This window comes from Haematobacter missouriensis, from assembly GCF_000740775.1.
Lineage (GTDB): Bacteria > Pseudomonadota > Alphaproteobacteria > Rhodobacterales > Rhodobacteraceae > Haematobacter > Haematobacter missouriensis.
The window spans coordinates 34,512-53,063 of sequence record NZ_JFGS01000022.1; the positions used below are offsets into that span (position 1 = coordinate 34,512).

19 protein-coding genes are annotated in these 18,552 nt (G+C 65.1%); 3 read left to right on the plus strand and 16 right to left on the minus strand.

Annotated features, from left to right (window positions below):
- Window positions 1-25: 25 nt before the first annotated feature.
- From CG51_RS13175 to CG51_RS13190, 4 genes are all read right to left on the minus strand, one after another.
- A complete protein-coding gene (locus CG51_RS13175) occupies window positions 26-844 on the minus strand; it encodes an MlaA family lipoprotein (RefSeq protein WP_233141267.1) in 819 nt (272 codons plus the stop codon).
- A 107-nt stretch (window positions 845-951) separates the two neighbouring features.
- A complete protein-coding gene (locus tag CG51_RS13180) occupies window positions 952-2,460 on the minus strand; it encodes a UdgX family uracil-DNA binding protein (RefSeq protein WP_035745731.1) in 1,509 nt (502 codons plus the stop codon).
- Window positions 2,460-3,644 (minus strand): putative DNA modification/repair radical SAM protein, encoded by a 1,185-nt coding sequence (locus CG51_RS13185; RefSeq protein ID WP_035745733.1) that lies wholly within the window; start codon window positions 3,642-3,644, stop codon window positions 2,460-2,462. Before CG51_RS13185 ends, CG51_RS13180 begins: the two co-directional genes overlap by 1 nt.
- A 111-nt stretch (window positions 3,645-3,755) precedes the next feature.
- The gene (locus CG51_RS13190) at window positions 3,756-4,670 is read right to left on the minus strand and encodes a 2-hydroxyacid dehydrogenase (protein WP_035745734.1); all 915 of its coding nucleotides are present in this window, start codon (window positions 4,668-4,670) and stop codon (window positions 3,756-3,758) included.
- 168 nt (window positions 4,671-4,838) lie between these two features.
- Between CG51_RS13190 and CG51_RS13195 the strand changes: the two genes are divergently transcribed.
- Window positions 4,839-5,462, plus strand: coding sequence for an exopolysaccharide biosynthesis protein (locus CG51_RS13195; protein ID WP_035745736.1), 624 nt, complete (start codon window positions 4,839-4,841; stop codon window positions 5,460-5,462).
- A 12-nt stretch (window positions 5,463-5,474) separates the two neighbouring features.
- The gene (locus CG51_RS13200) at window positions 5,475-6,140 is read left to right on the plus strand and encodes a sulfite oxidase-like oxidoreductase (RefSeq protein WP_035745737.1); all 666 of its coding nucleotides are present in this window, start codon (window positions 5,475-5,477) and stop codon (window positions 6,138-6,140) included.
- Here CG51_RS13200 and CG51_RS13205 read toward each other — a convergent pair.
- The 11 genes from CG51_RS13205 to coxB all read right to left on the minus strand — a co-directional run bounded on the left by CG51_RS13205 (window position 6,128) and on the right by coxB (window position 16,057).
- Window positions 6,128-7,579, minus strand: a complete 1,452-nt coding sequence (locus tag CG51_RS13205) for an FAD-binding oxidoreductase (protein ID WP_051930574.1) — start codon at window positions 7,577-7,579, stop codon at window positions 6,128-6,130. The genes CG51_RS13200 and CG51_RS13205 overlap by 13 nt on opposite strands.
- Window positions 7,580-7,639: 60 nt before the next feature.
- The gene (locus CG51_RS13210) at window positions 7,640-8,452 is read right to left on the minus strand and encodes an MBL fold metallo-hydrolase (protein WP_084695189.1); all 813 of its coding nucleotides are present in this window, start codon (window positions 8,450-8,452) and stop codon (window positions 7,640-7,642) included.
- 71 nt (window positions 8,453-8,523) lie between these two features.
- Entirely contained in the window at window positions 8,524-9,105 is a 582-nt protein-coding gene (locus CG51_RS13215) for a GNAT family N-acetyltransferase (protein ID WP_088233470.1), read from the minus strand.
- The gene (locus tag CG51_RS13220; RefSeq protein WP_035745741.1) at window positions 9,105-10,361 is read right to left on the minus strand and encodes a M16 family metallopeptidase; all 1,257 of its coding nucleotides are present in this window, start codon (window positions 10,359-10,361) and stop codon (window positions 9,105-9,107) included. Before CG51_RS13220 ends, CG51_RS13215 begins: the two co-directional genes overlap by 1 nt.
- Window positions 10,362-11,750 (minus strand): threonine synthase, encoded by a 1,389-nt coding sequence (gene thrC, locus CG51_RS13225; RefSeq protein WP_035745742.1) that lies wholly within the window; start codon window positions 11,748-11,750, stop codon window positions 10,362-10,364.
- Window positions 11,747-12,451: an SURF1 family protein gene (locus CG51_RS13230; RefSeq protein ID WP_051930576.1), complete on the minus strand. Its 705-nt coding sequence runs from the start codon at window positions 12,449-12,451 to the stop codon at window positions 11,747-11,749. Before CG51_RS13230 ends, thrC begins: the two co-directional genes overlap by 4 nt.
- A 71-nt stretch (window positions 12,452-12,522) precedes the next feature.
- Window positions 12,523-13,329, minus strand: a complete 807-nt coding sequence (locus tag CG51_RS13235; RefSeq protein WP_035745744.1) for a cytochrome c oxidase subunit 3 — start codon at window positions 13,327-13,329, stop codon at window positions 12,523-12,525.
- A 25-nt stretch (window positions 13,330-13,354) separates the two neighbouring features.
- Window positions 13,355-13,927 carry a cytochrome c oxidase assembly protein gene (locus tag CG51_RS13240; protein WP_084695190.1) on the minus strand — a complete coding sequence of 191 codons (573 nt, stop codon included), beginning with the start codon at window positions 13,925-13,927 and terminating at the stop codon, window positions 13,355-13,357.
- Entirely contained in the window at window positions 13,924-14,124 is a 201-nt protein-coding gene (locus CG51_RS13245) for a hypothetical protein (protein ID WP_035745746.1), read from the minus strand. The genes CG51_RS13240 and CG51_RS13245 overlap by 4 nt, the downstream gene beginning before the upstream one ends.
- Window positions 14,125-14,126: 2 nt before the next feature.
- A complete protein-coding gene (gene cyoE / locus CG51_RS13250; protein ID WP_035745748.1) occupies window positions 14,127-15,068 on the minus strand; it encodes a heme o synthase in 942 nt (313 codons plus the stop codon).
- An 89-nt stretch (window positions 15,069-15,157) separates the two neighbouring features.
- Window positions 15,158-16,057 carry a cytochrome c oxidase subunit II gene (gene coxB, locus CG51_RS13255; protein ID WP_051930587.1) on the minus strand — a complete coding sequence of 300 codons (900 nt, stop codon included), beginning with the start codon at window positions 16,055-16,057 and terminating at the stop codon, window positions 15,158-15,160.
- A gap of 171 nt (window positions 16,058-16,228) precedes the next feature.
- On the opposite strand from coxB, the gene tldD reads away from it, so the two are divergent.
- A complete protein-coding gene (tldD, locus tag CG51_RS13260; protein WP_035745795.1) occupies window positions 16,229-17,647 on the plus strand; it encodes a metalloprotease TldD in 1,419 nt (472 codons plus the stop codon).
- Window positions 17,648-17,819: 172 nt separating this feature from the next.
- Here tldD and CG51_RS13265 read toward each other — a convergent pair whose 3' ends face one another.
- Window positions 17,820-18,257, minus strand: a complete 438-nt coding sequence (locus tag CG51_RS13265) for a GNAT family N-acetyltransferase (RefSeq protein ID WP_035745750.1) — start codon at window positions 18,255-18,257, stop codon at window positions 17,820-17,822.
- Between the last annotated feature and the right edge of the window lie 295 nt (window positions 18,258-18,552).

An 18,552-nucleotide genomic window follows, 5' to 3' on the forward strand; every position in this document is an offset into this window, starting at 1 on the left:
CAGCACGCTCCGGCGCGAGGGCCCCTCAGCGGCCAAGAGCGGCATAGGGGTCGTAGGTGTCGGAATAGATGTCATTCGTGCCGCTCGTCTGGGACGAAGTGCCGTAGAGGTCGTCGTAAGGGTCATAGGCATCAGCCTCCGATGTTTGGTCTCCCCGCAGCTTGGCGCGCCGCGACTGCAGATAAAGCAGTCGGGCCTGCGCATAGCTGTCGGCGCTGTCATATAGGATGGAGTCCACGAAATCCGAGTAAGCATATCGTGTTCCGAGCAGACGCGCGACGCGCGAGACCGTCGCGATCTCGGGCACCGGGCTTTCCGCGAAAAGGCCGAGCGGATTGCTGACCACATCGACGACCAGCCCCGCCACGTCGCGGTTGGTGGACGGGCCGAGGAACGGCAGTTCGACGTAGTTGCCCTCCCGCATCCCCCAGACGTGCAGCGTCTCGCCGAAGTCGGTCTCGATCCGCGGCAGACCCATCGAAGTCGCCGGATCGAGAAGGCCCAGCACCCCGATCGTGGAGTTCACCACGAACCGCAGGCCGTTCTGGGCAAACGTCTGCGGGCGCCCCTGAAGCGCGCCGTTGATCGCCTCGCTCGGCAGGCCGAGGTTGGAGGACACGTTGGCCACGCCGTCGCGGATCGGCGGCGGGACGATGGAGCCGTAAACCTCGGACGCGGGGCGGTAGAGCACCTTGTCCACGCCGACGTTGAAGGAATGACGACGGCGGTTGCCGTCCTCATGCGGGTCACTGATACCGGAGGGAATCGGGGCGGGGCCGCAGCCGGCGACAACTGCCGTAAGAAGGGCAAGGGCGGCTACGCTCTTGGCGGTCTGGCGGATCACGGGCTTCTCCCTGAAGAACATGGCTTGCCGGAGGGCTCGGCCCGTGCCCGGATCGCCGGTCAGGGATAGGGCGTGCGGACACGGGACACAAGCGGGAATGGCCCCGCTCACGCCACGTCCCGCAGGAAGTCGAGCGCCGTGACAAGATCGCTGCGGAACTCCCGCTCGGCCGCGAGCCGCGCCTGCGGCTCCGGCACACGCAGGAGATAGGAAGGGTGCCAGGTCAGCAGGAGCGGGGCGCCCATCGTATCCCGTTCAAGCTTTCCGCGCCGCTGCGTCAGCCCCTTGCCGTTTCCCGTCAACGCTTCCGCCGCCGTGGCACCCATCCCGATGATCAGCTTCGGGCGCAGTCTGGCGCGCTCTATGTCGAGCCACCATCGGCAGGCCATGATCTCTCCGCCATTGGGACGCTGATGCAGGCGCCGCTTGCCGCGCGGCAGGAATTTGAAGTGTTTCACAGCGTTGGTGATCCACGCCCGCTCCCGCGACAGGCCGACCTCCTCCGCCAAGCGGTCGAAGAGCCGGCCCGCCGGGCCGACGAAGGGGCGTCCCGCGAGATCCTCCTGATCGCCGGGCTGCTCGCCCACGATCATCAGTTCGGCATCCGCCGGTCCCTCGCCGAAAACGGTCTGCGTCGCATGATGGCACAAGTCACAGCGCGTACAGACCGCCGCCTGTCGCCGCGCCTCGGCCAGCGGCGGCAGTTCGCCCGGAGTTTTGAGGTCTGGAGTTTCGGGGAGAGGCAGTGTGCCCGAAGTTTCGGACAGCGGCAGTTCACCATAGGTTTCGGGCGGCGGCGGGCGGCGCGCCGCCGCGAGCCGGACCGCGTGGGCAGGTGGGATCGTCGGCAGCGCGGCCCGCATCTGCGCCGCACGGCGGGGCGCATCGGCGATCATGCCGGGAATCAGCGATGTCTCCGGCAGGTTCTTCCAGTAGCGTCGGGGCATCTCCGCGGTCATCGCCTTCACCTTCAGCCGCGCGGGATTGAAGATGGAGACGAAATAGGTGTGCCACAGCGCCTCGGCCCCATCGGCGGGCAGGTCTGGTCGCGGCGACGGGGGGCCGAATGTCAGCCGTTCCCCCTGCCAGAGTGCGGTCATCTCGGGCGTGGCGATCAGGAAATCCATTTCCCTGTGCCGCTCGGCGAAGAAGGGCACCGCGCGCTCGGTGATGAAGTGCTGCGGCTCGAACCAGGCGGCGAAACGGAGACGCCCGCCCTCCCCCGGCGGCAGCGCGCTGAACCGGAGGAAGGCGTGCATCTTGTGAATATCACGCCGGACCGCCTTCTCCATGCGCTGCACCCCGTCCACCAGCGGATCGGCACGATCGCCCAGCAGGCCCGGTGCGTTCTGAAGGCGCAGAAGCAGGGCATAAAGCCGGTCATGCGCCGTGCCGTCCCGATGACAGGACACCGCCTCTGCCAGATCGAGAAACGCGCGCGGAACGCGGAGTTGCCGTTGGGGCGGCGGAAGTGAATGCTCCTGGCCCAGCAATCCCGGCGTGGCATCGCGGGTAAAGCTCACTTCCTCCGCCGGAATTCCTGCGCCGGCAAGCGCGCGCGCGGCCTCCCGCCAAACGGTGAAGGTGCCGAGGGCGGGCAGCACCACCTGCCGCATCAGAACAGCTCCAGCTGGCGGGGGGCGGGCAGAGGCGCCTCGGGGCGGCGCGTGGGCCGCCAGCCTTCCGCCGTGACGAAGGGCGCGGCCTTCCGCATCGCCGCGCCAAGCCGGAGGAGATGCTCGTAGCGCAGCCGCCGCTCCCGCCTGCTGGACAGGATGCGGTCCACCGTCTTGACGCCGAACCCCGGCACGCGGAGCAGCAATTCCCGCTCCGCCCGGTTCACATCCACCGGGAAGCGATCCTGATTGGCGAGCGCCCAGGCAAGCTTCGGGTCGCAGGCAAGATCGAGCATTCCCGTTTCCGGCGTCACCTCCTCCACCCCGAACCCATAGAAGCGCAGCAGCCAGTCCGCCTGATACAGCCGGTGCTCCCGCATCGGCGGTGGGCGAACGAGCGGCAGCCGCGCCGAGGCATCCGGGATCGGCGAGAAAGCGGAGTAATACACCCGCGAGAGGTCATAGGAGGAATAAAGCCGCGCGGCCTGTCCCAGAATCGCCGCGTCATCGGTTCCGTCCGCGCCGACGATCATCTGCGTGGATTGTCCGGCGGGAGCGAATCGCGGGGCGGAGGTGCCGCGATGGGTCACATCCCGCGCCGCCTCCCGTTCCAGACGCACCGCACCCATGGCGCGGCGGATGCTGGCGGCATCCTTCTCGGGCGCGAGCTGGCGGAGACTCTCCTCCCGCGGCAGTTCGATGTTGATGGACACCCGGTCCGCGAACAATCCCGCCTGCCGCACCAGCTCCGGTGCGGCGTCGGGGATGGTCTTCAGATGGATATAGCCGCGGAAACCATGGGTCTGGCGCAACTCCCGCGCCACCCTCACCATCTCCGCCATCGTCTCGTCGGGGGAGCGGATGATGCCGGAGGACAGAAACAGCCCCTCGACATAGTTCCGGCGGTAGAAATCGAGCGTGAGACCTACGATCTCTTCCACCGTGAACCGCGCCCGCCGCACGTTGGAGGAGGCGCGGTTCACACAATAGACGCAATCATAGATGCAGAAGTTGGTCAGCAGCACTTTCAACAGGGAGATGCAGCGCCCGTCGGGCGCATAGGCATGGCAGATGCCCATGCCACCGCCGCCCGAACGGTCCGAGCCGCTGGAGGCACAGGAGGCGTCGTATTTCGCCGCGTCCGACAGGATCGCGAGCTTGTCGTTCAGGCTGAGTCGCGTCATTCGTTCATGATATGTTCACGACCTCCGACCTGCAATGTCACAGGACATGGCGCGGGCCGAAACCCGCGCCCGCCGATCAGGCATCAGACATCAGGCATCAGGCATCAGGCATCAGACGATACGCGCATCCATGGGGCGGCCCGCGATATAATCCTCAAGGTTCGAGACGACCTTGCCCGCCATGCGGGTCCGCGTCTCTATCGTGGCGCTGGCGGCATGGGGAGTGAGCACGGTGCGGGAGGAGGCGACAAGGCCCGGATGCGGGCGCGGCTCATCCTCGAACACGTCAAGACCCGCTCCGGCGATCCTGCCCGCATCCAGCGCAGCGACCAGAGCCGCCTCATCCACCAGTTGCCCCCGCGCGATGTTCACGAGGAACCCGTCCGGGCCGATCCGGTCCAGCATCGCGGCATCGACGACATGGAAGGTTTCCGCCGTGCCCGGCGCGGCCAGAACCAGCGTGTCGCACCAGTCCGCCAGCCCCGCCAGTGTATCGAAGTAACGCTGCGGCGCGTCCCGCCTGCTGCGGTTGTGATAGCCCACCTCCATGCGGAAGGCCTCCGCGCGGCGGGCGATCTCCACCCCGATGTCGCCCATTCCGAAGATGCCGAGCTTCTTGCCTGCCATGGTATGGGTGAGCCAGGCCTTGCCTTCGCGCGCCCAGCCGCCATCGCGGGCAAAGCGGTCCTGCGGCAGAAGCTCCCGGTGCAGCGCAAGGGTGAGCATGACCGCGCAATCGGCCACGTCGTCGTTCAGCGTACCCCGTGTGGTCGCCACAATGATCCCGCGACGCCTGCATTCCTCCAGATCGATCTTGTCGGTGCCCACGCCGAAGACAGAGATCATCTTCACATTGGGAAGCCGTGCCAGCACCTCCTCCGGCACCCCCTTTGCGGCAAAGGTCACCACTGCCTCCACCTCCGGCATCTCGGCGCCGGTATCGCGCACCAGATCGGCGACGACGGCAAGATCCTCCTGCGGCTGGCCGGTGAGGGGCGAAAGCTGAAGTGTCACGGGTCTGGGCATGGTGTGTCTCGCGTGATGAGGGATGGTCACAGGGGTAGCGCCCGTCACAGCGGGTTTCCAGTACCGATACACACGGTTCTGCACTGCAGCGACGCATTGCAAAAACGCGGCGCAACAGGCAGTCTGCGCGCAGGCAAGAGAACCCGGTAGCAGATCAAGGAACACCGCATGCACTTCAGCGACACCTCTCAGGACCTCGGCACGACGCTGCGCACGACGATCGGGCGCATTCAGGGCAAGACGATCACGCTGCGCGCGCTGATGGAGGACATGGGGGAACAGGGGCTGCTGCTGATCTGCGCCGTGGCCTCCCTGCCCTTCCTGATCCCGGTGTCGATCCCCGGCGTGTCCACCGTCTTCGGCGCGGCGATCATCCTCATTGCCATCGCGGTCACGCTGAACCGGATGCCGTGGCTTCCCCGCAAGGTACTGGACCGCGAGATCGCGACGGAGAAGCTCAAACCCGCGCTGGAGCGGGGCGTAAACCTCGTGGAGCGGATCAACCGCTTCATCAGGCCCCGGTTTCAAGCGATGACGGAAGGGGGTCTCGTTACGCGGATCAACGGTCTCGCGATCGCGTGGTCGGGCCTGCTGCTGATGGCGCCCTTCGGTTTCGTGCCGTTCTCCAACACGCTTCCGGGAATCGCGGTGCTGCTGCTGGCGCTCGGCATGATCCAGCGGGACGGGCTGGTGGTCATGGCCGGCTATGTGATGATGTTCGGAACCATGGTGTATTTCACCGTGTTGTTCTGGCTGGCATTCCGCGCGGGGCAACTGGCCTTCGGCGGCTGAGCCGGAGGGACCATGTCCGAAAACGGTGAGACAAAGCTGACCCGCACCAAGCGGAAATGGGCGGAAGAAGGACGCTTTCTTACCGGGGATGTTGCAACCGGGCATACCGCGGGGAGGGAACGCCTCCCGCCCGGCCAGCATCTGGTGAAGGACTGGCCGGTGCTGGACCTCGGCGTGGAGCCGGAAGTGCCCCTCGACCGCTGGCGGCTGGAGATCACCGGCTTTGCCCGGAACCGCACCACGCTGGGCTGGGCGGCATTCACGGCGCTGCCGCAGCATGACCTGATCACCGACATCCATTGCGTCACCACATGGTCGCGCTACGACAACCCCTGGAGGGGCGTGCTGACGCGCGATCTCCTCGCTCTCGCGGAGCCGATGGCGGAGGCGGAGGCGGGCTTCGTGCTGCTGGAAAGCGCGGATGGCTACACCACCAACCTGCCGCTCGACGATTTCGCCGCGGCGGATGCAGTGCTCGCCACCCATTGGAACGGCGCGCCGCTGACGCGGGAGCATGGTGGGCCGATGCGGCTCGTCGTGCCGCATCTCTACTTCTGGAAAAGCGCCAAGTGGCTCACCCGGATCGAATTCATCGGCCGTGACCGCGCCGGGTTCTGGGAACGGAACGGCTATCACATGCGCGGCGATCCCTGGGCAGAGGAACGCTACTCCGACTGACCCGGCGCTGCGTGACGCATGGCTGCGGGCGGGATCATCACACCCGGATTAAGGATCCCCGAAGGATCGAGCGCCTTCTTGATCGCCGCCATCGCCGCAATCCGGGCCGGATCGCCGTAATGCGCGACATCATCCGTTCTCGCCCGACCCACGCCATGTTCCGCGCTGAACGCACCGCCCCGCTCCGCCACCAGATCATAGACAAGACGCGCCAGGCCCGCCGCCTGCGCGGCATAGTCGGCACGGTCACGGCCCTCCGCCGGGAAGAGGTTGAAGTGCAGGTTGCCGTCGCCCACATGGCCGAAACAGTTGATCCGCACCCCGGCCGGGGTGAGCGCCGCCTCCGCCGTCGCGATGAAATCGGCCAGTCGGGACAAGGGTACGGAAATATCGTGGCTGGAGATCGCGCCGATCCGCCGGTTGGCTTCCGGGATGCTTTCGCGGAACGCCCAGAAAGCCTGCCGCTGGGCCTCCGACGCGGCGATGACACCGTCCGCCACCAGATCGCGTTCCATCGCCTCCCCCAGCAGGTCTTCCAACACCGCCGCCGGATCGCCCGAGGACAGGCCGAGGTCGATCAGCACCGACCAGTCGGGAAGCGGGAGCGGCAGGCGCACGTCCGGCATCGTCTCCGCCATGAAAACATAGCTGTTGCGCCCGATGAGCTCAAAGGCCGAAACCCCCTCCCCGATCCGGTCACGCGCAAGCGCGAGCAGCGACAGTGCCTCTGCCGGACCGGGCACGACCACCATCGCTGCGCCCGTCGCGGCGGGGCGGGGAAAGAGTTTCAGCATGGCACCGGTGATGATGCCGAGCGTCCCCTCCGCCCCGATCAGAAGACCACGAAGGTCGTAGCCGGTGTTGTCCTTCCTGAGTCGTTTCAGCCCATGCACGATCGAGCCGTCCGGCAGCACCGCCTCTATCCCCAAGCACAGCTCACGTGCGGTGCCGTAGCGCAGCACGTTGACGCCCCCAGCATTGGTGGAAAGGCACCCCCCGATCTGCGCCGTCCCTTGTGAGGCGAGGGCGAGGGGGAACAGCCGCCCGGCAGCCTCCGCCGCATGGTGGATGGCCTCGATGGTGGCGCCCGCCTCCACCGCCAAGGCGTTTTCCTCCGGCCAGACACCCCGGATGGCAGTCATCCGGTCGAGAGACAGCAGGAGCGGCAGCCCCTCCGGCATGACCTGACCGCCGACCAGTCCCGTGCCGCCGCCAAGGGGCACGATGGGCACAATGGCCTCCGCCGCGGCGCGCACGATCTCTGCCACCTCCTCCGTAGACCGCGGGCGGGCAACTGCTCCGGCGTGGCCCAGCCAACGGCCGCGCGGCTCCTCCAGATCACGGGGCTCGGGGGCCCGGAGCGTGTCGGGCGGCAGCCGGGATGCGAGCGTGGTCAGGAAATCGGCATCTGCGGGGTTGAGCCGCGGCGAATTGAACATGGGGGCACCTCCATGCCCGGAGACAGCACACGCCAGCCTCCCGGACAAGCCCCCGACTTCCTATCGCAGCCAGCGCGGTTCCAGAACGATCACAGTAGGCTCTGCAGGCAACGACCGCATCGACACCTCCAATTCGCTGGTTCCGGGGCGGGACGTGCGGAAGGAGCCCGACATTCCGTCCAGAAAGCGTTGCAGCGTCCCCTCCCCGAACCAGTGCATCGGCAGCACGATCGACGAGCGGAACCGCTGCAAGGCCCGGATCAGCGTTGGATGGTCCAGCGTCAAGCCGCCATCCACAGGCACCATCACCACGTCAAGTCGCCCGATCATCGCATATTGCTCCGGCGTGGGTTCATGATGGAGGTGCCCGAGATGACCGATGCACAGGCCCGCGGCCTCGAAGATGAAGATCGAGTTGCCGAAATCCCGTTCTCCGCCGCGAAAGTCGCGCGTCGTGGTCGGTACGTTGCGGATGAGGATCTCGCCGAGGTCCAGATAGCGATCGGCGGGAGAACCATCCTCCTCCCATCCGGGCAGGACATGGGGAATACGCGGATCGGGATTCGCTGTGAAATGCGTGGAATGCGCATTGTTCATCGTCACCACATCCGGGATCAAATCCACGCCAAGCCGCCCGGTGTAATCCGTCGCAAGATTCAGCCCCCGCGCGGTCTGGATGAGATAGGTTGCGTGGTTCACGAAGCTCAGCCGGACTGTCTCATCCGGCACAGGGTCGCGCCAGGACGCCTTTTGAAGCAGCGGCATGCCCCCGGCCAGCGCGACGCAATGGCTGGGCGTGCGCCCGCTCTCTTGCGCACCGACAAGGGCAGGCATCAGCGCGAGTGTTGCTGCAACGGCGGAGGCAAGACGCATCGGTAATCTCCCGGAATGGGAAAGCCTAGGGCGAGATGCGCGATTTCTGTCCTGACATTTCCGCGAGCGGGCTATCCGGCGTCGGTGCGCCCCCGCCTGTCGTGGCGGAGGTTGGAGTAGAGAACATGGTTCCGCCAGCGCCCGTTGATCTGCAGATAGCTCTGCGCGACGCCCTCATACTTGAAACCAGCCTTCTCCAGCACACCGCGGGAGGCAGCATTTTCGGGCAGGCAGGCGGCCTCGATCCTGCTGAGGTTCAGATCGGTGAAGGCATGGGTTACGACCCCGTCGATCGCCTCGCGCATGTAGCCCTGCCGGGCGAAAGGCTGGCCGACCCAGTAGCCCAGCACCCCGCATTGCGCGGGCCCCCGGCGGATATTGTCGAGCGTGATCGCTCCCACAAGTACCCCATCGTCCCGCCGGATCAGGAATAGCGGCAGCGCCGTGCCGTTGGCATAGGCGCGGGCGGACCAGTAGACGCGGTTGGTGAAAGCCTTGCGCGCCAGATGGTCAGGCGCCCAGGTCGGTTCCCACGGCACAAGGAAGGCGGCGCTGTCGCGCCGAAGCGCGGACCAGGCCCGGAAGTCGCTGTGGACCGGCAGGCGCAGCACAAGCCGCGCCGTATCGATCTGCACACGCCGCCGTCCGAACATCAGGCAGCAAGGTCCATGCGCAGTTGCTGAAGCTCGGGCGCGGCGGAGTCAGGGCCGTAGATCGCCATCGCAGAGGGCGCGGTGACCAGTCGTCCAGCATAGTCGCGCACCTTATCGCGTGTCACGTCCTCAATCTGGGCGACCGCTTCGTCCAGATCGGGCACACGCCCGAAGATGGCGAGAAGACGCGCCAGGCGCTCCGCGCGGGAGGAAGCGCTCTCCAGCCCCATGACCAGGCCGGCCTTCATCTGCGCCCGCGCCCGCGCCACCTCTGCCTCCGACATGTCGTCAGCGGCGCGGCGCAGTTCCGCGATGGTGAGTTCGGTCAGCGCGCCGATCTCCTCCGCCGAGGTGCCGGCATAGATGGTCATCAGACCGGTTTCGTCATAGGCACCCGCCTGGGTGAAGATGGAGTAGCACAGCCCCTTCTCCTCCCGGATCTTCTGGAACAGGCGGGAGGACATGCCCCCGCCCATCGCCGTCGCATAGACCTGCGCGGTGTGGAAATCGGGGTGTCGGTAGCCCGGTCCCTCAAACCCCAGCGTGAAGTGAAGCTGCTCCAGTTCCTTCACCTCCCGACGCTCCCCGCCGGTAAAGTGGGCGGCACTGGGGCGCAGCGCGCGCAGCGGCGACAGATGACCGAAAGTGGCTTCCGCCAGTTTCACGATGGCATCGTGATCGACGGCCCCGGCAGCCGCGAGGATCATCTCGTCCGGCCCATAGTGCTCTGCCACGAAACGCCGAAGCTCCGGCTGGCCGAAGCTGCTCACCCGCTCCGCCGGGCCGAGGATGGACCGCCCGAGCGGCTGGTCCGCGAAGGCGGCTTCCTGAAGCCAGTCGAAGATGATGTCATCGGGCGTATCCAACGCCTGCCCGATCTCCTGCAGGATGACGTGGCGCTCCACGTCGATCTCCCGCTGGTCGAAAACCGGGTTCAGCACGATGTCGGAAATGACGTCGAAGGCCAGTTCCACATCCTCGCCCAGTACGCGGGCGTAATAGGCGGTCATCTCGCGGCTGGTATAGGCGTTGATGTAGCCGCCAACATCCTCGATCGCCTCTGCGATCTGCACGGCGGTCCGCTTCTTCGTGCCCTTGAACGCCATGTGTTCGAGGAAATGCGCGATCCCGTTTTCCTCCACCCGCTCATGCCGGCCGCCTGCGGTGATCCAGACACCGAGCGAGGCGGATTTCAGCGCCGGCATGGTCTCTGTCACGATGCGGAAGCCGTTGGAGAGGGTGGTGATGCGGGTCAATTAGCGGATCCTTTTCCTTATGAGGGCTTCAAGCGCCCCGAGATCGTTCGGCACGTCCGTCACACGCTCCGGCCGGTCGAACAGGTCGGCCATGCGGGGCGGCAGCGCCGGACGTATGCCCGTCGCGGCTTCCACCGCGTCGGGAAATTTCGCGGGATGCGCGGTGGCCAGCGTGACCATCGGCACGGGGCCGGAGAGATGCTCCTCCGCCACCTTCACACCGACGGCCGTATGCGGACAGATCAGCTCCCCCGTGGTCTCCCTCACGCGGCGAATCGTGGCGGAGGTCTCCTCCTCCGACGCGCGCCCCGATGCGAAGGTAGAGCGCAATGTCTCAAGGATGCCTTGCGAAATGGTAAAGCCGGCGCCCGATTTCAACTCCTCCATCATCAGGGCAACGGCCCGCGCATCCCGGCTTGCCGCCTCGAACAGCGCGCGCTCGAAGTTGGAGGAAACCTGAATGTCCATGGAGGGCGAGATGGAGGGATGCACCCCTTCCATGCGGTAGCTGCCGGTGCGCAGCGCGCGGTCCAGAATATCGTTCTGGTTGGTCGCGATCACGAGCTGTCCGATGGGCAGGCCCATGCGCTTGGCGATATGACCCGCGAAGATGTCACCGAAATTCCCCGTCGGCACGGTGAAATCCACCAGCCGGTGCGGTGCGCCCAGCGACACGGCGGAGGTGAAGTAATAGACAACCTGCGCCAGAACCCGCGCCCAGTTGATGGAGTTCACCCCGGCCAGCCGCACCGAATCACGGAAGGCAAAATCGTTGAACATGTCCTTCAGCCGCGCCTGGCAATCGTCGAAATCGCCTTCCAGCGCGAGGGCATGGACATTCTCCTCCGCCGGAGTGGTCATCTGACGCCGCTGGACTTCCGAGACACGACCCTTCGGGAACAGGATGAACACATCCACATTTGGCAGGCCGCGGAAAGCCTCTATCGCGGCGGAGCCGGTGTCGCCGGAGGTCGCGCCGACGATCGTCACCCGCTCGCCGGACCGCGAGAGCGCGGCCTGAAAGAGCTGGCCGATGAGCTGCATCGCGAAGTCCTTGAAGGCCAGTGTCGGCCCGTGGAACAGCTCGAGCAGGAAGTGGTTGGGCTGAAGCTGCACGAGCGGCGCCCGCGCGGCGTGATCGAACCCGCTATAGGCCCGCGCAATGATGGCGCGGAACTCCTCATCCGTGAAGGTGTCGCCGATGAAGGGGCGCATCACGCGGAAGGCCGCCTCCTCGTAGCTCTGGCCCGCCAGATCGGCGATTTCCACCGGCGTCATCTGCGGGATCGTCTGCGGAACGTAGAGTCCCCCGTCGCGGGCAAGACCCGTCAGCATCGCGTCTTCGAAGGACAGGACCGGCGCGGCCCCGCGGGTTGAGATATAGGTCATCGGGCAGGCTTTCGCTGGGCGGGCTTAGGGTGGTTTTCCCGCGTGATACGCCAGAGCAGGTAGCCTGTCATCCCCGCCCAGACGACGGCGAGCAGAAACCAGGTGACAGCATATTGCAGATGGTTGTTCGGAATGCCCTCCGCCCCGACTGGCACAAGCTCCGCAGCTGGGGTCATTTCCGTCGTGGTGCGGAGCACGACGAGCAGTGGTTCGGTTTCGAGTTGCGCGGCCATGGCCGGCACGTCACGAGCGAACCAGATGCCAGTCTTGGCGTCCGGCGGTGGGGTGTAGCTATCGCTGTCGCGTGGCCATTGCAGGTTTCCGGTGATCGTCGCCTCCACGCCCGGCCGCGGAATGCCGCGCTCCATCTCCGGCAGGAAACCCCGATCGACCAGAATCCGCCTTCCGTCCGTCGTGACGAAGGCGGTGATGACGCGGTAGCCCGGTCCCTCTCCCTGCCGGGCGGACAGCACGAGGATTTCCTTGTCGGTGAACCTGCCTACCGCCGTCACGGGAAGGTAGCGATCCCCCTCGGCGGTGGGATGCAGCGGCAAGGGAACCGGCGGGGCAAGGATGGCGGCATCGATCTGCGCCAACATCTCCTCCTTCCAGGCGAGACGCTGGAGTTGCCAGATACCGAGCGCCACCAGGATGCCGCAGCCGACCAGACCGAGGATCAGAGGCCACAAGAGGCGACGCATGCAGAACCTTTCCAACGGAAAAGCGCGCGCCTTTCGGCCCGCGCTCTGATTTCTTGACGGCGGATGTACCCTCAGCCGCCCCAGATATAGACGGAAGCGAAGAGGAACAGCCAGACCACATCGACAAAGTGCCAATACCACGCCGCCGCCTCGAAGCCCACATGCTTGGTCTGGGTGAAATCACCCCTGCGGGCGCGCAGCAAACAGACGAAGAGGAAAATCGTCCCGATGATGACATGCGCCCCGTGGAAGCCTGTCGCCATGAAGAACGTGGCGCCATAGATATTGCCCGAGAAGCCGAAGGCCGCGTGGCTGTATTCATACGCCTGGAACACGGTGAAGATGAGGCCCAGGATGACCGCGATGGTCAGGCCCGTCACCACGTCCTTGCGATTGTTCTCATGCACCAGCGCATGGTGCGCCCAGGTGACCGCGCAGCCTGACAGCAGCAGGATCAGCGTGTTGATGAGCGGCAGGTGCCAGGGATCGAAGGTTTCGATGCCGGCCGGCGGCCAGGTGCCCGGAATGACTTCTGTGCCCTCGATCACTCCCATCGGGAAAAGCGCGTGAGCGAAGAAGTTCCAGAACCAGGCGGCAAAGAACATCACCTCGGAGATGATGAACAGGATGATACCGTAGCGCAGGCCGATATCGACCACCGCCGTATGATCCCCTGCGCGGCTTTCGCGAATCACGTCGCCCCACCAGCCGACCATCACATAGGCGACGCCGACTGCCCCGATCAGAAAGACCCACGGCCCCGAAGCATGCATCCAGAGCACCGCCCCGAAAAGCATGATGAAACCGGAGACAGCAGCCAGAAACGGCCAGATCGACGGCGGGAGGACGTGATAGTCGTGATTTTTGACATGCGCCATTGCTCTTCCCTCGCTGCGCCTTCGTTCAGTTCGTTGACGTCTGCTGGACAGCCTTGGGCAGATCCAGGACGTGGAATGTATAGGACAGGGTGATCGTATGGGCGTACTTGCCCTCGCGATCGTTCACGATGGCCGGATCGACGAAGAATGTCACCGGCATCTGCACCCGTTCACCCGGCTGGAGCACCTGCTCGGTGAAGCAGAAACACTCGATCTTGGTGAAATACCCGCCCGCTGCATAGGGCGTGACATTGTAGCTCGCCTGCCCGGCTATGGGTTTGTCGGTCGGGTTGTAGGCTTCGTAGAAGGCAAGACCGGTCTCACCGATCCTGATTTCCATCTCGTTGACCATCGGCTTGAAGTGCCAAGGCATCCCACGTTCAAGGGAGGCGTCGAAGCGGATCCGCACGGTCCGGTCCAGCACCGTGTCCGGCGCGGTGGCGGCGACACCGGTCGTGCCGCCGAAGCCGGTCACCCGGCAGAACCAGTTGTAGAAGGGAACGGCCGCATAGGAGAGGGCCCCCATGAGAACGACGACGCCGACAAGCTGCAAGGCGATGCGACGACTCCGCGCGGCGTCACTCTGCGGGGCCTTCACTGCCTCGCTCCCCCGTCCTGTTCCTGCACCAGGGAGGGTCGATAGCCATGGTCGAATCCCTCCATGCTCTCGCCGTTCTCGATCTTCACAATGGTCAGTCCGAAGACGATGACGACAAAGGCGCCGAGGCTCAGACCCAGCCCGAGATTACGTCCGAAGCGCCTGCGGTGAAGTTCATGATCCTTGGTGATCGCCATCGTCACCAGCCTCCCATGCCGAAGGAGCGCAGCGCGGCTTCCGCAAGGAAAGCGCTGAAATGCAAGAAGAGATAGAGAAGCGAGAAGGAGAAGAATCGCTTCTCCGCGCGATAGCCATCGGCTTCCGCCACCTGTTCATCGCGCCGCCAAAGATCGACCGCACCCAGCACGAACAAAAGGTTCAGCACGACCGCCGCGGCCAGATAGACCGGCCCGCCGATGGAGGTGAAGCCTGCCCCGATCGCCACCGGTGCGAGCAGCAGCGTATAGACGAGGATATGCGCCCGCGTAGATTTCCGCCCATGGGTGACGGTCAGCATCGGCACACCAGCACGATCATAATCGCTGTTCATGAAAAGGGCGAGCGCCCAGAAATGCGGCGGCGTCCACATGAACACGATGAGGAACATCAGCACGCTTTCGACCGATATGCCGCCGGTCGCGACGGCCCAGCCGATCATGGGGGGGAACGCCCCAGCGGCCCCGCCGATGACGATGTTCTGCGGCGTCGTCCGCTTCAGCCAGATGGTGTAAATCACCGCGTAGAAGAAGATGGTGAAGGCCAGCAGCCCCGCCGCCAGCCAATTGGCCGCCAGTCCCAGCATCATCACCGAAAGGCCCGAAAGCGCGAGGCCTACACCGAGCGCCTCGCCACGCGCCACGCGGCCCGAGGGTACCGGACGGTTGGCGGTGCGCTTCATGACGGCGTCAATGTCGCTGTCCCACCACATGTTGAGCGCGCCCGAAGCACCGCCCCCAAGCGCGATGAAAAGGATGGAGGTGAAGGCAATGAACGGATGCACCGGCACGGGCGCCACCAGCAGGCCGACCAGTGCGGTGAACACCACGAGCGACATCACCCGCGGCTTCAGCAGGGCAAGATAATCGCCGAAGCTGCCCTCTCCGCCCTGGGTGTGCGCGTGTTGATGGAACGTATCGCTCATGCCTGCCTTCTCTCCGCACGTCGCCGGGGCGGCGCGCCTTTCGTCAGTGGGCCTGCGTCAGCCGGTTTCCCGGCCGCCTGCAGCCTGCCTCATTCGGCCTGCGCCAGCCGCACGGGCCGCTCCGAAGGAAGCGGGCCGGCATCGGCGGAGAACTCCTGCTTCGCCCGGGTCAGCCAGTCGGCATAGACCTGCGGGCTCACGACTTTAACCGTGATCGGCATGTAGGCGTGGTTGATTCCGCACAACTCCGAGCACTGGCCGAAATAGATACCCTCCCGTTCCGCCTTGAACCAGAGCTCGGCGAGGCGACCGGGTACGCCGTCCTGCTTCACCCCGAAGGCGGGGATCGCCCAGGAGTGGATCACGTCCGCCGCCGTCACCTGCATCACGACCGTCGCCCCCATCGGAACGACAACGGCGTTATCCACGGCAAGGAGGTAGTCCGAATCAGCATATCCGTTCTCGGCCAGATCTTCCCGCGGCAGCATGATACTGTCGAATGCAATTCCTTCATCCGGATATTCGTAACCCCAGTACCACTGATAGCCGGTCGTCTTGATGCGGATATCGGCCTCCGGCATCTCCTGTTGCTTGAACAGGATCGGCAACGAAAAGGAACCGATCACCACGAGGATCAGGATGGGCACGATTGTCCAAGTGATCTCGAGCGGTGAATTATGCGTGAAGCGCGCGGGCTTCGGGTTGCGTTTCTCGTTGTAGCGCAGGATGCACCATACGAGAAGAAGGGTGACGAGCAGCACGATCGGCACGATGATCCACAACAGCAGACCGTCAAGCCAGTGGATATCGCGGGCGAGTTCGGTGGCCGCGGGCTGGAATCCGATCGCACCGTCGACCGGACGGCCCACGACCGGAAGGCCCCCGATGCCATCGGGCGGGGTTTCAGCGGTCTGTGCGCTGGCGGCAAAGCTGGCGAGGGATGCGGCGACAGTCGTGGCTAATCCCGTGAGCGTGGTCGAAAGGCGCATGTTCTCCGTCCCATATGGCGCGGCACTTCCCCGGAAAGCAGTCAGCCGTGCCTGAACCGCCTTGCGGCAGTTTCCCATTGTTTCCCTGTCCTCTGAAACCATATTAGGTCATGCGCGACAAGCAAAACGTGTGTGGCGCTTCCTGAACAAAAGTACGGTTCTTCAATGACCATGTCCGATTCCTTCCGTCCTTTCGAGACGATGATCGACGAGGGGCGGGCGCTGGCGCTGCTGCGCGAGACGCTCTCGGGTGCGGAGGACGGCGAGATTTTCCTTGAACGGCGCCGGTCGGAGGCGCTCGTGCTCGACGATCAGCGAATCCGTTCCGCGAGTTACGATGCGTCAGAAGGCTTCGGCCTTCGTGCCGTGAAGGGCGACGTGACGGGCTATGCCCATTCCTCCGAGATCAGCGAGGCCGCGCTTCGCCGCATGGCAGAGACGGCGCGGCTGGCCGTGGGTGATGGCGGCGGGGTCATGGCCCCGCCCCCGCCCGGCACCAACCGGCGGCTCTACACGGATGAGAATCCGATCGACGGCGTCTCCTTCCCGGCCAAGGTCGATCTGCTGCGGGAGATCGACGACTGGGTCCGCGCGCTCGATCCGCGTGTGGTGCAGGTCTCCGCCAGTCTCGCCGCCAGCCATCAAGAGGTGGAGATACTCCGCCCCGATGGCCTTCGGCTGTCCGATGTGCGGCCGATGACCCGGATCTACATCTCCGTGATGATCGAGGAGAACGGGCGGCGCGAATCCGGCTCTGCGGGCGGCGGTGGACGGGCGGGGTTGCTCGGGCTGATCGCGCCGGAGAATTGGCAGTCCGCCGCGCGGGAAGCCCTGCGCATCGCCGCCGTGAATCTCGGCGCGGAGGCTGCACCTGCGGGCATCATGGATGTGGCGCTCGGCCCCGGCTGGCCCGGCATCCTGCTGCACGAGGCGGTGGGACACGGGCTGGAAGGCGACTTCAACCGCAAGAAAACCTCCGCCTTCGCCGGCCTTCTGGGGGAGCGCGTCGCCGCGCCGGGCGTGACGGTTCTGGATGACGGCACCATCCCGGACCGCCGCGGCTCCATCACCATCGACGATGAGGGCACCCCCTCCCGCAAGAACGTTCTGATCGAGGATGGCATCCTCGTCGGCTATATGCAGGACCGCCAGAATGCGCGCCTGATGGGGGTGGAACCCACCGGGAATGGTCGGCGGGAAAGCTACGTTCACGCCCCTATGCCCCGCATGACCAACACCTACATGCTGGCCGGGCCGGACGACCCGGAAGAAATCGTTTCCCGCGTGAAGGATGGCATCTGGGCGGTGGGTTTCGGCGGCGGTCAGGTCGATATCACCAGCGGAAAGTTCGTCTTTTCCTGCACCGAGGCCTACCGCGTCACGAACGGCAAGGTCGGCGCGCCGGTGAAGGGTGCGACGCTGATCGGCGACGGACCGACCTCGCTCCGCCATGTGCAGGCGGTCGGCAATGACCTGAAGCTGGACCCCGGCATCGGCAACTGCGGCAAGGCAGGCCAGTGGGTGCCCGTCGGTGTGGGTCAGCCGACACTGCTCATCGGCGGGCTGACGGTCGGGGGCAGCAAGCTCTGATCTCACCGCGGGGCCGGATCGGCCCCGCTCCAAGTATCGAATGCCATCCGGAAGCGACTCGGTGCGAAGCAATCCTGGATCCTGTCCAGGGCGCTGGAAAGCAATGCCAACCCAAATGCGGGGCATTCTGCCCCGGATGGCAGGAATGGTCGTTCTGGCACAAACCTGCCGTTCAGGGACGGCGCTTTTCCAAGCGAATGTCGCCGTTCCCGGCGTCCTGTTCGTTCGACCAGCCTAAGCGGCGGTAAAAGCCAGCGGCCCGTGTCGTGCTGCCCGTCTCTAGCCAACATGCGGTGTGACGAGCGAAGAGGTGTTTTTCGGCCTCATTCACAAGGCTACGTCCGACACCCCTGCCTTCATGCGACGGAAGCACGAAAGCCGCGAACAAAGACCCTTCTTCTTGGGCAATCATCGAAAACCCAACTATCGTCTCGTTTTCAACCGCAACCCAGGCACACGGTTCGGCAGCGATCATGGCAAAAACTGACTCTGGGGTAATACCCATGTCCGCCAGCTCTGCTACCGATAATACATTCTCATTCACCGAGGTCCGGACGTTGAAGATGCCTGCAATGTCGGCTTTTTCGGCTAGCCTGATATGAATATTCATGAAGTCCTTCAAGGAGGTGATATGCCATCGCACTCCGGTAGTGGAAAGTCGGCTTTCGGTTCTTTTTGGTCAATCACTGCGCCAGGCACGAATGACCGCCCTTGTCCGGCGAGCTAGGTTCAACTGCTTCAGAAGGCGATTCTGATCGGCATCTTGCACCAAGGGCAACCGCCTACGCTCCAAGATTCGGATCTGCGGCTCTCGTAGGTGCAACGCGGGCTGAACGGGACCGTCGGGGCTCCAGGCTGCGGATTTACTCACCCGCGAGGGCGGTCGGCGGATTCACCCGGTATTA